This is a genomic window from Trinickia sp. (assembly GCF_051953955.1).
In the GTDB taxonomy this organism is placed as follows: domain Bacteria; phylum Pseudomonadota; class Gammaproteobacteria; order Burkholderiales; family Burkholderiaceae; genus Trinickia.
The window spans coordinates 1-12733 of record NZ_JBQCIF010000011.1; the positions used below are offsets into that span (position 1 = coordinate 1).

At 66.9% G+C, this 12733-nt stretch carries 12 protein-coding genes and 1 pseudogene; 9 read left to right on the forward strand and 4 right to left on the reverse strand.

All coding sequences use genetic code 11. The features are described from left to right. Positions 1-139 (forward strand): annotated as a pseudogene (locus tag ACTHNZ_RS01925) (DotU family type IV/VI secretion system protein); the annotation flags it as partial. Positions 140-221: 82 nt separating this feature from the next. Here the strand turns inward: ACTHNZ_RS01925 and ACTHNZ_RS01930 are convergent. From ACTHNZ_RS01930 to ACTHNZ_RS01940, 3 genes are all read right to left on the reverse strand, one after another. Beyond that, positions 222-1955, reverse strand: a complete 1734-nt coding sequence (locus ACTHNZ_RS01930; protein WP_440540800.1) for a SulP family inorganic anion transporter — start codon at positions 1953-1955, stop codon at positions 222-224. A gap of 28 nt (positions 1956-1983) precedes the next feature. After that, positions 1984-2613: a ParB-like protein gene (locus ACTHNZ_RS01935; RefSeq protein WP_440540801.1), complete on the reverse strand. Its 630-nt coding sequence runs from the start codon at positions 2611-2613 to the stop codon at positions 1984-1986. Positions 2614-2748: 135 nt separating this feature from the next. After that, complete coding sequence (locus ACTHNZ_RS01940; protein WP_440540802.1) at positions 2749-3435, reverse strand: DedA family protein; 687 nt, start codon at positions 3433-3435, stop codon at positions 2749-2751. A 178-nt stretch (positions 3436-3613) separates the two neighbouring features. Between ACTHNZ_RS01940 and mutL the strand changes: the two genes are divergently transcribed. Then, entirely contained in the window at positions 3614-5641 is a 2028-nt protein-coding gene (gene mutL, locus ACTHNZ_RS01945; protein ID WP_440540803.1) for a DNA mismatch repair endonuclease MutL, read from the forward strand. Positions 5642-5645: 4 nt separating this feature from the next. Then, positions 5646-6626, forward strand: coding sequence for a tRNA (adenosine(37)-N6)-dimethylallyltransferase MiaA (miaA, locus tag ACTHNZ_RS01950; protein WP_440540804.1), 981 nt, complete (start codon positions 5646-5648; stop codon positions 6624-6626). Positions 6627-6682: 56 nt separating this feature from the next. On the opposite strand, the gene purM is transcribed toward miaA, so the two are convergent. Next, positions 6683-7750, reverse strand: coding sequence for a phosphoribosylformylglycinamidine cyclo-ligase (gene purM, locus ACTHNZ_RS01955; RefSeq protein WP_440540805.1), 1068 nt, complete (start codon positions 7748-7750; stop codon positions 6683-6685). Between the two features lie 60 nt (positions 7751-7810). Here purM and ACTHNZ_RS01960 point away from each other — a divergent pair, with 60 nt between their 5' ends. The 6 genes from ACTHNZ_RS01960 to ACTHNZ_RS01985 all read left to right on the forward strand — a co-directional run. Then, a complete protein-coding gene (locus ACTHNZ_RS01960) occupies positions 7811-8887 on the forward strand; it encodes an AI-2E family transporter (RefSeq protein ID WP_440540806.1) in 1077 nt (358 codons plus the stop codon). A gap of 12 nt (positions 8888-8899) precedes the next feature. Beyond that, on the forward strand, positions 8900-9643 hold the full coding sequence (hda, locus tag ACTHNZ_RS01965) for a DnaA regulatory inactivator Hda (protein ID WP_440540807.1): 744 nt from the start codon (positions 8900-8902) through the stop codon (positions 9641-9643). 11 nt (positions 9644-9654) lie between these two features. Further along, on the forward strand, positions 9655-10341 hold the full coding sequence (locus ACTHNZ_RS01970; protein WP_440540808.1) for an HAD family hydrolase: 687 nt from the start codon (positions 9655-9657) through the stop codon (positions 10339-10341). Beyond that, a complete protein-coding gene (gene pcnB, locus ACTHNZ_RS01975; protein WP_440540809.1) occupies positions 10338-11885 on the forward strand; it encodes a polynucleotide adenylyltransferase PcnB in 1548 nt (515 codons plus the stop codon). Before ACTHNZ_RS01970 ends, pcnB begins: the two co-directional genes overlap by 4 nt. A 54-nt stretch (positions 11886-11939) precedes the next feature. Continuing rightward, a complete protein-coding gene (folK, locus tag ACTHNZ_RS01980; protein ID WP_440540810.1) occupies positions 11940-12476 on the forward strand; it encodes a 2-amino-4-hydroxy-6-hydroxymethyldihydropteridine diphosphokinase in 537 nt (178 codons plus the stop codon). Then, on the forward strand, positions 12476-12733 hold a 258-nt coding region (locus tag ACTHNZ_RS01985), incomplete at its 3' end, for a deoxynucleoside kinase (RefSeq protein ID WP_440540811.1). The genes folK and ACTHNZ_RS01985, both read left to right, overlap by 1 nt.

Consider the following 12733-nt stretch of genomic DNA (forward strand, 5'->3'; position numbering starts at 1 on the left):
CTTCGCCCTCGTGGGGCTCGGCGCTTACTTCGGCTTGAACACCTACCTGCGCAATTCGACGATGCACACGCTTGCGCCCTACTCGCAGCTCGTGCAGCCCGAAACCGAATCGGCCAATCTCACGATTTCGTTGCCGTAGGCGAAGGAAAGCGAGGAAAGCGAAGCAGGCACTCGTCCGCCCGACATCGGTTCCCCGTTCGGCACGGCGACGCATCGAGGCGTCACGTCGAGCGCAACGGCGCTTGCAGGGGAGGAGGCAGTTGGGCCAGCTCCGACTGCACGCACTCGTCGACACTGAGCTCGTGCAGTGCCTCGCGCGGCAGCGTCTCGTCGGCGGCGCGGCCGAGCACGTCGAGCACGCGCGGCTTCAGGCGCACGAGCAAGAGCCGCTCGCCGCGCGCGTGCAATTCGGCCGCGAAGATGCGCAGCGCCTCGATCGCCGTGCTGTCGAGGTCGGGCGTTTCTTCCAAGCTCAGCATCACCATGCCCGGTGCGGCCGCCTGAGCGGCGATCAGTTTGCGTGCCTCGCTGAGCACGCGATCGGCGTTCGCGAAAAACAGCGGCGCCTCGGGACGCATGATCATGACGCCGTCCACGGGCCGAGCATCGGCGTGTTTCGACAGATCGACGAAATCGTGGCTGTCGCGCAGGCGGCCGAGCACGCTCACCATCGGCACCGACAAGTTGCGTAGCGTCAGCAGCAGGCTCGCGCCGATCGCGACGAGCAGGCCGTGCAGCACGCCGAGCAGCAGCACGCCCACGAGCGCCGCGGCCGTCAAGAGCCGATCGCGATGCCACGTCAAATACGGACGAAACACATCGGGATGCAGCGAGTGGCTGACGGCATAAATGACGATGGCCGCGAGCACCGGCTCGGGAATGCGGGCAAGCTGCGGCCGCAGGAAGACGACGATGAGGCCGACGACGACGGCGGCGACGAGCCCCGCCCAGCGCGTTTGCGCACCGGCCGCTTCGTTGGCCGACGAGGCCGAATACCCCGCGCCGACGGGCATCCCTTGCAGCAATGCCGAGACGAGATTCGCGCCGCCGAGCGCGACGAGATCGCGATTGGCCGACATCTCGTCGCCGTGCTTGAGCGCGAAACTGCGGATCGAGCCGTACGATTCCGCATAGAGAATCAGCATCAGCGCGAAGCCGAGTTCGAGCGTCTGCAGCCATTGCGTGCGCGCGAACGCGGGTAGGCCGAGGCGTACGTTCTGCACGTCGATCGCGCCGACCACACCGATGCCCCAGCCATGCCAATCGATGAAGTACCCCGCGCCAATGCCGAGCACGATGACGACGAGCGTCGCCGGAATCCGCGCACTGCGGCCGAGCGCGAACAAGATCGCGAGCGCGATGCCGCCCACGGCGACGCTGTGCAGGTTCCAGGAGAAGAGCTGGCGCGCGAGATCGAACGCCATGCGCGGCACGTCGCCATAATGCGACGAGACGCCGAGGATGCTCGGCAGTTGCTTGACGGCGATCGTCAGTGCCAGCCCGAACGCGAAACCGCGCAATACGGGTTTGGCGACGAAGTCGGACATGCCGCCGAGCCGCGCGATGCCCGCCAGCACGAACAAAATGCCCGTTGCGGCGACGAGCGCCGCGGCGTAGGCAAGATGCGCCGCGACACCGCCGCCCGCCTGCGCGCTGACGGTAGCCGCGAGCACGGCCGCCGAGGACGAAGTCGACGAGACGATCGCGAAGCGGCTGCGCCCGAGCAAGGCATAGACGGTCAATCCCGCGAGCAGCGCGACGATCCCGGCTTGCGGCGGCATGTTGGCGATACTTGCATAGGCGACGGCTTCAGGCAGCAGCAGACCGGCTATCGACGCGCCGGCGAGCGCGTCCTTCAGAGCCCGCCGCGCGGGCGGCTTCGGCACGCCCGGTTGCGCATAGCTGGATGGCTCCTGCAGATGCGCGGCGGCCGCGTGGCCCGTATCGATCGTCATGGCGTCGAGTGCCGAGTCGCAGTCGCGATCAACGTGCGGGATGCACGGTGCCCGACCAGCCGGGCAAGTAGCGCGCCTCCTGGGCGTGCGCGCAAGCTAGCGCGGCCTCGAGGGCCTTGTCGAAATTCTTGCGCACGCGCTTTTCGGGGACTCTCGGCCGCAGATAGTCGGCCCAGAGGAATTCGCTGAACGGCGCCATGTCCTTCGCGTAGCCGCCCACTCGGCGCAGCGCGCCGGCGAGGCTGCGATACGGATCGTCGACGAGCCCCGTCAACGTGCCGGGTAGCCCGTCATAGTCGCAGCGCGTGCCGTCCGCGCCGAACGGGTGCACCCACTGGAAGTGCTCCATCATGCGCCAAAAGATGACAGGATCGAGCCAGGAGAGATCGCGCAGCACCATCGCCTGAACCTCGCTCACGCCTTCCTCGATCAACGCGAGCCCGAGGTGGTGGTGGTCGACGACGAAGTATTGCTGCCGCGGGCCGAGAACCGCGGGAAACCAATGCGTCGAGATCGCTTGCGCGCGTCCTTTTTTATCGAGCGACTTCCAATGCTCGCGCTTGGCGCGAACTTCGTGATAGCCCACCGTGACCTGCGTGGGGCGCAGCGCCTCGAGCTTGACCGGTATCAAGCGAACGTCGGCCGTCGGACCTTGCATGGTCACCCCCTTTCTCGTGGTGTGTGCGTTGTTTCCGTTTCTCGGCGTCATGGCGTTCACTGCGCCGACCGCGCGCCGATTGCCTCAACGAGCGGCCCCAACGAGCGCCCGTGCGCGCCGAGCCGGCGCGGACGCTCAACGGCCGCCGCTGTTCGAGGTCACGCCCGTCGACGATTTCTTCTTCATGAGCTTGTAGAGTGCGGCCAATGCGACGGGCACGATCGCCGCGCCGACGCCGACCAGCACGATCAAGTTCAGGTACTGACGAATGAACGGGATATTGCCGAAGAAATAACCGGCCAGCACGAGCAACAAGACCCACAATGCGGCGCCGGTCACGTTGAACAGCTGGAACCGTCCCGCCGGCATGTCGGAAACGCCGGCCACGAACGGCGCGAACGTGCGCACGACGGGAATGAAGCGCGCGAGCACGATCGTCTTGCCGCCATGCCGCTCGTAAAAGTCGTGCGTCTTTTGGAGCGCGGCCCGATCGAGAAAGCGCTCCAAGAACGGGATATGCGTATTGAACACTTTAGGCCCGATCGCGCGGCCGATCAGATAGTTGACGGTGTTGCCGGTGACCGACGCCACGAGCAGCAGCACGATCAACGACGCGAGGTTCATTTCCCCCGTCGCGCAGAACGCCCCGCCGATGAAAAGCAGGGAATCGCCGGGAAGGAACGGCAAGACGACGAGACCCGTTTCGCAAAAAACAATCAGAAACAAGACGGCGTACACCCACGCGCCGTACTGATGGACGAAGTCGCCGAGGAACTTGTCGATGTGCAGAATCAGCGTGAGAAGATGAAGCAGCGTGTCCAAAGGCATTCCTTCCTAGAAAACAAAACGACCGAAGCGGCACGCAGCTCGAGCGCCACCTGCGCGCCGTGCGCGCGATCACCGCGCCATGATACCGAAACTGCATGACCGATCTCGAAACAGCCCGGCGACCCTGGCAGATCGAGGGAATCGGCCTGCGGCAAATCGCTATAATCGCCGCATGTCCCAATTTCCCGAATCGCCGGCCGACGCCGAGCGCGCCACGCCCCCGACGGCGAGCGCGCGCCGTGCGATCGCCCCGCTGCCCGATCAGCTGATCAGCCAAATCGCCGCCGGTGAGGTCGTCGAGCGCCCGGCCTCGGTCGTCAAGGAACTGCTCGAAAACGCGCTCGATGCGGGGGCCACAACGCTGCGCATCCTGCTCGATGCGGGCGGCATCAAACGCATTTCGATCGCCGACGACGGCTGCGGCATCCCGCCGAGCGAATTGCCGCTCGCCTTGATGCGCCACGCGACGAGCAAGATCCGCTCGCTGGCCGAGCTCGAGGCGGTGGCCACGCTCGGGTTTCGCGGCGAAGCGCTCGCCTCGATCGCCTCGGTGGCCGAGATGTTCATCACGAGCCGCACGCCCGACACCGCGCACGCCACGCGCATCGACGCGCAAACGGGCGCGCTGACGCCGGCCGCGGGCGCGGTGGGCACCACGATCGAAGTACGCGAGCTTTACTTCAACACGCCGGCGCGCCGGAAGTTCCTCAAAAGCGAACAAACCGAGCTCGGCCATTGCGTCGAGATGATCAAGCGCGCGGCGCTCGCGCGGCCCGACGTGGCGATCTCGGTGATGCACAACGGCCGCGCGCTCGAGCATTGGAATGCGAGCGAACCGCCCGTGCGCGTCTCGAAGATCCTGGGCGAAGCGTTCGCGAGTGCGCACTTGCCGCTCGAGGAAGCCGCGGGAGAAATCGCAGTGTACGGCTGCGCCGGATTGCCGACGGCGAGCCGCGGCCGCGCCGACCAGCAATACTTTTTCGTCAATGGTCGCTTCGTGCGCGACAAGCTGCTCACGCACGCGGTGCGCGCAGCCTACGAAGACGTCCTGCACGGCGATCGCTATCCGTCCTACGTGCTGTTCCTCGACCTGCCGCCCGAGGCGGTCGACGTGAACGTGCACCCGTCGAAGATCGAAGTCCGTTTCCGCGATTCGCGCGCGGTCCATCAATTCGTGTTCCATGCGCTGCAGCGCGCGCTCGCCCGCCATGCCGGCGCTTCGCCCGAGACGACGGCGCTCGGCCATGCGGCGCAGATCGAGCCGCGCGCTGGTGCAGGCATCGGCGGCATGACCGGCAACGGTTCGGCGCCGGGCGGCGTAGCGCTTTCGGCCGCGAGCCGCGGTGGCACGACCTGGATGCGCGATTCGCGGATGACGCAGGGCACGCTGCCCGTCGCGCAGCCGCTCGCGCTCTACGACGCGCTGTTCGGGCGCAAGGATGCCGCTCGTGCGGACGGCAGCGCAGCCGGCGATGCCGCGGCCCTCGAGCGCATCGATGGCGCGCCCTGGCTGCCCACGCCTGCTTCGTCGCCGTTCGAAGCACGAGATGGCGCGGCGCAAGCGCCCGGCCCAGCATTCGCCGGATCGCATGCCGCGCCGATGGCCGCCGATCTCGAACAGCCGCTCGGCTTCGCGCTCGGCCAGATTCACGGTGTCTACGTGCTCGCGCAGAACGCGCGCGGGCTCGTCATCGTCGACATGCACGCGGCGCACGAGCGCATCTTGTACGAGCAATTCAAACGCGCGCTGGCCGAGCGCGCCGTAGCGGTGCAGCCGCTGCTGATTCCCGTCTCGATGACGGCCGATGCGGTCGAAATCGGCACGGTGGAGGAGGAACGCGAATCGCTCGCGGCGCTCGGCTTCGATCTCGCCGCACTCTCGCCGACCACGCTCGCCATCCGAGCCGTGCCGGCACTGCTCAAAGACGCCGATCTCCCCGCGCTCGCGCGCGCCGTGCTGGCCGATCTGCACGCATACGGCGGCTCGCGCGTGCTGACCGAGCGCCAGCACGAGTTGCTGGGCACGCTGGCCTGCCATCATGCCGTGCGCGCGAACCGGCGGCTGACGCTCGACGAGATGAACGCGCTGCTGCGCCAGATGGAGGCGACCGAGCGCGCCGATCAGTGCAATCACGGCCGGCCGACGTGGTACCAGCTGACGCTCGCCGATCTCGATCGCCTTTTCTTGCGCGGGCAGTAGGCGCGTGAACGCATCCGCATCGAATCGCATCGCCATCGCTTGCCTGCTGGGCCCGACCGCGTCGGGCAAGACCGCGGCGGCGCTCGCGTTCGCGGCGAAGCACCCGTCGGAGATCGTCAGCATCGATTCGGCGCTCGTCTACCGCGGCATGGACATCGGCACGGCGAAGCCGACACCCGATGAGCGCGAGCGCGTGCCGCATCATCTCATCGACGTCCGGGACCCGGCCGAAGCCTACTCGGCGGCCGATTTTCGCGCCGATGCGCTGCACGCGATCGGCGAGATCCTCGCACGCGGCCGCGTGCCGCTGCTCGTCGGCGGGACGATGCTCTACTACAAGGCGTTGACGCAGGGCCTGAACGACTTGCCGAGCGCCGATGCCGACGTGCGCGCGTCATTGGACGCGGACGCGGCCCGCGAGGGATGGCCCGCGCTGCATGCACGGCTCGCGAGCGTCGATCCGGTCACCGCGGCACGCTTGGCGCCGAACGACGCTCAGCGCATCCAACGGGCGCTCGAAGTCTTCATGCTGACGGGACAGCCGATGTCGGCGTTGCTGGCGGCACCCGAGCGCAGAGACGAAAACGAAGCGCCGTACCGTTTCGTGCCGGTTGCGCTCGAACCGAGTGATCGGTCGGTGCTGCATGCGCGCATCGAGCGGCGCTTCGATGCCATGCTGGAGGCCGGTTTCGTCGATGAAGTCAGGGCTCTTCGCTCACGCGGCGATTTGGACCCGGGCCTCCCCTCGATGCGCTGCGTCGGCTACCGGCAGGCGTGGGAATATTTGGACGGGGCAATCGATTACGCGACGATGCGCGACAAAGGCGTGTTCGCCACGCGCCAGCTCTGCAAGCGGCAACTCACGTGGCTGCGCTCGATGCCCGAGCGCATCGTCATCGATTGCTGTGCGCCGAGCGCGACCGATGACGCGGTGCGCGCGGTGGAGGCGATCGCTCGTGCCACCGAGGACGGCACGCGCCGCTAAGCGTAGCGGCGCTCTCGCCGACGGTGCGAAAAAACCCGCACCGCAGCGCGTGCGCTTCACACCACGACCGTCTGCGCCTCGCCTTCCTTGCTCGCGCGCACGACGCCGATCTTCCAGACCTGCTCGCCCGCCGCCGTCAGTTCGCGCACGGCATCGTCGGCCATGTCCGCCGCCACGATGACCGCCATTCCGATCCCGCAGTTGAAGACGCGATGCATCTCGGCATCGGCGACGCCGCCATGCTGCTGCAGCCACGTGAACAGCGGCGGCATCGGCCAGGCCGACTGCTGCAGCTCGGCCGTGAGCCCTTCGCGCAGCACGCGCGGAATGTTCTCGACGAGCCCGCCGCCCGTGATGTGGGCCATCCCCTTCACGGTGATCTTGCTCATCAGCGCGAGCAGCGGCTTCACGTAGATGCGCGTGGGCGCCATCAGCGTGTCGGCCAGCGAGCGGCCGTGGAAATCGGCCGAGAGGTCGGGATTCGCGCGCTCGATGATCTTGCGCACGAGCGAGAACCCGTTCGAATGGATGCCGCTGGACGCCAGGCCCAGCACGACGTCGCCCGGGACGATCGTGCTGCCGTCGATGATCTTGCTCTTTTCGACGGCGCCGACGGCGAAGCCCGCCAGGTCGTATTCGCCGTCAGGATACATGCCCGGCATCTCGGCCGTTTCGCCGCCGATCAGCGCGCAGCCCGACAGCTCGCAGCCTTGCGCGATGCCCTTCACCACCGTGGCCGCCGTGCCGACGTCGAGCTTGCCGCAGGCGAAGTAATCGAGGAAGAACAACGGCTCGGCGCCTTGCACGAGGATGTCGTTCACGCTCATCGCGACGAGATCCTGGCCGACCGTGTCGTGTTTATTCAGATGAAACGCGAGCTTGAGCTTCGTGCCGACGCCGTCGGTGCCCGACACGAGCACGGGCTCGCGATATTTCTTGGGGACCTCGAACAGCGCGCCGAACCCGCCGATGCCGGCTAGCACGCCTTCGCGCAGCGTCTTTTTCGCAAAGGGCTTGATGGCGTCGACGAGCGCATCGCCGGCGTCGATGTCGACGCCCGCGTCGCGATACGACAGACCCTGGGCGCCAGCATGGGCGTCCGGCGCGGATTTCGGTTGATTCATGGGGAAGGGCGAGAAGGTCGGTAAAATGCGATTTTAACCGATGCTGACTGGGATACGCCTTTGTCGCAGAATTCTCCGATTCTCACACCCTACCAACGCCAAGCGCTCTTCTGGAGCGCCGTCGCGCTGGGCCTAGGCATTCTGCTATGGCTGCTCAGCCCCGTGCTGACGCCGTTCCTGCTCGGCGCGATCCTCGCCTACATCCTGCAGCCGGGCGTCGCCTGGCTCGTGCGCCATCGCGTGCCCCGCGGCATTGCGGCGCTGCTGATGATGCTCGTGTTCGCGATCGTCGTCTCGCTGCTCGCCCTGCTCGTCTTCGCGGTCGTGCAAAAGGAAGGGCCCCAGTTGAAAGCGCAGATTCCGGGGCTCATCTCGCATCTGCATGATTGGCTGCAACCGAAGCTCACGCTGCTCGGCTACGGCGACGTCTTCGATTTCTCGAGCCTGCGCGACATGCTCACTTCGCAGCTCGAAGGCAGCGCTCAAACGGTCGCGCTCGCGGCCTGGAAGTCGCTGCGCACGAGCGGCAACGTCATGATCACCGTGATCGGCGACGTCGTCATGGTGCCGCTCGTGCTCTACTACCTGCTCTACGACTGGAATACGATGCTCGCGCGGCTCGCCTCGATCGTCCCGCGGCGCTGGCTGCCCAAGACGCTCGAGCTCGCCGTCGAGATGGATCGCACGCTGTCGCAGTATCTGCGCGGCCAATTGCTCGTGATGGGCGTGCTGGCCGCCTTTTACGGCCTCGCGCTGACGATCGCCGGCTTCGAGATCGCCCTGCCGGTCGGCATCTTCACGGGTCTCGCCGTGTTCATTCCCTACGCCGGCTTCGCGACGGGCCTCGCGCTCGCGCTGCTCGCGGCGCTGCTGCAGTTCGGCAGCGTCTACGGTTTCGTCGCCGTCGCCGTCGTGTATGGAATCGGGCAGATCCTCGAAAGCATGTTCCTCACGCCGCGCCTCGTCGGCGAGCGCATCGGCCTGCACCCGCTCGCCGTGATCTTCGCCTTGCTGGCGTTCGGCCAGCTGTTCGGCTTCTTCGGCGTGCTGCTCGCGCTGCCCGTCAGCGCGATCCTGTCCACGGCTCTGCGCGAGGTGCGGCGCGGCTACCTCGCGAGCACGCTCTACAAGAATTGATCGCTTTTTATCGTGACTGTGCATCGTCAACTGACGCTCGATCTCGGCACGCCGCCGCCGTCGACGTTCGATAACTTCTTCGCCGGCGCCAACGCCGAGCTCGTCGCGCGGCTGGCCGAGCTCGACGGCGCGCTGGCGGCGGGCCCGCTCGCCGACCGCACGTTCTACGTCTGGGGCGAGAGCGGCAGCGGCCGCAGCCATCTGCTGTCCGCGCTCGTGCATAGCGCCGCGCCCGGCCGGGCTTCGTTCCTGGGCCCGCAAAGCGCGCTGGCGGCGTTCGCGTTCGACCCCGGCGTGGCGATCTACGCCGTGGACGACTGCGACAAGCTCTCGGGCGCGCAGCAGATCGCGCTGTTCAACCTGTTCAACGAGGTGCGCGCGCATCCGACGAGCGCGCTCGTGGCCACCGGGAACGCCGCGCCGCTCGGGCTCGCCGTGCGCGAAGACCTGCGCACGCGCCTGGGGTGGGGGCTCGTGTACCATTTGGCGCCCCTGCCCGACGACCGCAAGGGCGCCGTGCTCAAGCTCGCAGCGAAAGAGCGCGGCATCGCGCTGGCCGACGACGTGCCGGCCTATCTGCTCACGCACTTTCGGCGCGACATGCCGAGCCTCATGGCCTTGCTCGATGCCCTCGATCGTTTCTCGCTCGAGCAAAAACGCGCGATCACGCTGCCGCTGCTGCGCACGATGCTCGCTTTGCCGGCGTCCGACGCCCCCTCCGAAGGCTCGCCCGCCCCGGCGAGCCGGTTCAAGTAAAATGCGCACTCATGACGAATCTCGCACTCTTCGACCTCGATCACACGCTCATCCCGACCGACAGCGACCACGAATGGGGCCGCTTCATCGTGAAGCTCGGCATCGTCGATGCCGAAACGTATTTGCGTGACATCGACCGCTTCTACGCCGACTACAAGCGCGGACAGCTCGACATCCATGCGTACCTCGAGACGATTCTCGCGCCGCTCGCGCATCGCTCGCGCGACGAGCTCGCCGCGTGGCACGCGCAGTTCATGCACGAAGTCATCAAGCCCGCGCTTACGCCCGTCGCACTGCGGCTCGTGCGAGAGCATCAGGACAAGGGCGATCTGTGCTGCATCGTCACGGCGACGAACGAATTCGTCACGCGCCCGATCGCCGATGCGTTCGGCGTCGAGATGCTGATCGCCTGCGAGGTGGAAACCACCGACGGCCAACCGCATTCGCCGTTCACGGGGCGCGGCAGGGGGACCCCGAGCTACCGCGAAGGCAAGATCGTGCGCGTCGAGTCGTGGCTCGCCTCGCTCGGCAAGACCTGGGCCGACTTCGAGCACAGCTACTTCTACAGCGATTCGCACAACGACATTCCGCTGCTCGAGAAAGTCACGGACCCGATCGCGACGAATCCCGACGCCACGCTGCGTGCCCACGCGCAAGCAAAAGGCTGGCGCATCTTCGACCTATTCCAACCGTCGTGATCAAGAAACTCATCCGCAAGCTGTTCGGCCAAGACACGGAAATGGCCGCCCCCACCGGGGATGACTCCCTCGCCGAAGAGGCCGCCGTGCTCGACGCGGCAGCCGACGAGGCCGCCGCCAAGCCACGCCGCAAGAAGCCGCGGGCCGCGGCTGCCGCCAGCGGGCCCGATGCGCCCGTGATCCTGTCGTCCGACATCCATGGCATCGACCCGTCGCTGATCTCGCGCAACGCCGTGCGAGTCACCGATACCTTGCAGCAAGCCGGCTTCCGCGCATTCATCGTCGGCGGCGCCGTGCGCGATTTGCTGCTCGGCATCGCCCCGAAGGATTTCGACGTCGCCACCGACGCCACGCCCGAACAAGTGCAGCGGCTGTTCCGCCGCGCTCGGCTGATCGGCCGGCGCTTCCAGATCGTGCACGTCCAATTCGGGCAAGAGATCATCGAAGTCTCGACGTTCCGCGCCCTCGTGGATGCGCCTCCGGCCAGCGAAGCGCCCGCCAAGCGGCTGCGCCGCGACGAACTCGATCGGCGCACGCATGCCGTCGACGCGAGCGGGCGCGTGCTGCGCGACAACGTGTGGGGCGAGCAGCATGAGGACGCGACGCGGCGCGACTTCACGATCAACGCGATGTACTACGATCCGGCCACGCAGACCGTCCTCGACTACCACAACGGCATGGGCGACGTCCGCGCGCGCCTGTTGCGCATGATCGGCGATCCGGCCACGCGCTACCGAGAGGACCCGGTACGGATGCTGCGCGTCGTGCGTTTCGCGGCCAAGCTCGGCTTCGAGATCGACGATGCCACGCGCGAGCCGATCAAACCGCTCGCGGAGCTGATCCACAACGTGCCGGCGGCGCGGCTGTTCGACGAAATGCTCAAGCTGCTGCTCTCGGGTCACGCGCTGGCCTGCCTGACGCAGCTTCGCAAGCAAGGCCTGCATCACGGGTTGCTGCCGCTGCTCGACGTCGTGCTCGAGCAGCCGCATGGCGAATCGTTCATTACGCTCGCGTTGAACAGCACCGACGCGCGCGTGAGAGCGGGCAAGGGCGTATCGCCCGGGTTCCTGTTCGCGACGCTGCTCTGGCACGACGTACAGCAGCGGGCGCAGCAATACGAAGCGAGCGGCGAATATCCGGTGCCCGCGCTCCATCATGCGATGGACGACGTGCTCGAGATGCAGACCGAAAAGCTCGCGATCCACAAGCGCTTTTCGGCCGACATGCGTGAGATCTGGGGGTTGCAGTCGCGTCTCGAGAAACGCTCGGGCCGCAGCGCGCTGAAGCTCATCGAACACCAAAGATTTAGAGCGGGTTATGATTTCCTCCTGTTACGGTGCGAATCGGGCGAGCTAGACCCCGCGATCGGCGCATGGTGGACCGCCTTCCTCGAAGGCAGCCCGGCCGAGCGCGAGGCGCTGCTGTCGGAAGGCGGCCGCGCGGCTGCCCCGCGCAAGCGGCGCCGCCGCGGTGGACGCAGCCGCAAGAGCGGTGAGGCGCCAAGCGCCGGCGCGGCGGATGCGCCAAGCACGCAAGAGGACTGAACGGACGGCTAAGCGCCGTCGAATGGAAGTCGTGAAGTCGTAGGAAGCCATGCCATGACGGTTGCTTATCTCGGTCTAGGCGCGAATCTCGGGGACGCTCGCCAATCCCTGAAGGATGCGGTCGTCTGCCTCGCCCAGCAGCACGCCATCACCGTGCTTGCGAAATCGAGCCTGTATCGCACGGCGCCGATCGATGCCGGCGGCGAGGACTACTACAACCTCGTCGTGAAGCTCGAAACGTCGATGAGCGCGCGCGCCTTGCTCGCGCTCTGCCATCGGGTCGAGCATCACTTCGGCCGCGAGCGGCCCTTTCGCAACGCGCCGCGCACGCTCGATCTCGACATCGTCCTATACGGCGACACGCGCGTCGACGAGCCCGACCTCGTCATCCCGCATCCGCGTGCCTTCGAGCGCGCGTTCGTGCTCGTGCCGCTCGTCGAGATCGATCCCGATATCTCGATTCCTGGCCATGGCCGCGCCGATGGGCTATTGCCCGGCGTCGCCCATCAACGGATCGAGAAAGTAAAGACCTGCCGCTGCGCAATGGCCGATGCGCTCGCAAATGCAGCGGCGCACGGCGGTAAATCCTGATGTCGGCCAACGCCCCGCCCGTGACGGTAACGGCGCCGGATCTGCGCGCCCCGCACCGCTATATCGCGATAGAAGGGCCGATCGGCGCCGGCAAGACCTCCTTGGCGCAGCGCCTTGCCGAACGCTGGCCGATGCGCACCGTGCTGGAGCGGCCCGAAGCCAATCCGTTTCTCACGCGTTTTTACGGCGACATGCCGCGCTACGCGTTGGCCACCGAATTGCAATTCGTGCTGCAGCGGACCGAGGAGGCGCGTCAA

Bases quoted from the DNA above. Each gene is read 5' to 3' on its own strand.
- ACTHNZ_RS01935 (WP_440540801.1), bottom strand. From the start codon at position 2,613: ATGCAAGGTCCGACGGCCGACGTTCGCTTGATACCGGTCAAGCTCGAG.
- purM (WP_440540805.1), bottom strand. From the start codon at position 7,750: ATGAATCAACCGAAATCCGCGCCGGACGCCCATGCTGGCGCCCAGGGT.
- mutL (WP_440540803.1), top strand. From the start codon at position 3,614: ATGTCCCAATTTCCCGAATCGCCGGCCGACGCCGAGCGCGCCACGCCC.
- ACTHNZ_RS01930 (WP_440540800.1), bottom strand. From the start codon at position 1,955: ATGACGATCGATACGGGCCACGCGGCCGCCGCGCATCTGCAGGAGCCA.
- ACTHNZ_RS01970 (WP_440540808.1), top strand. From the start codon at position 9,655: ATGACGAATCTCGCACTCTTCGACCTCGATCACACGCTCATCCCGACC.
- folK (WP_440540810.1), top strand. From the start codon at position 11,940: ATGACGGTTGCTTATCTCGGTCTAGGCGCGAATCTCGGGGACGCTCGC.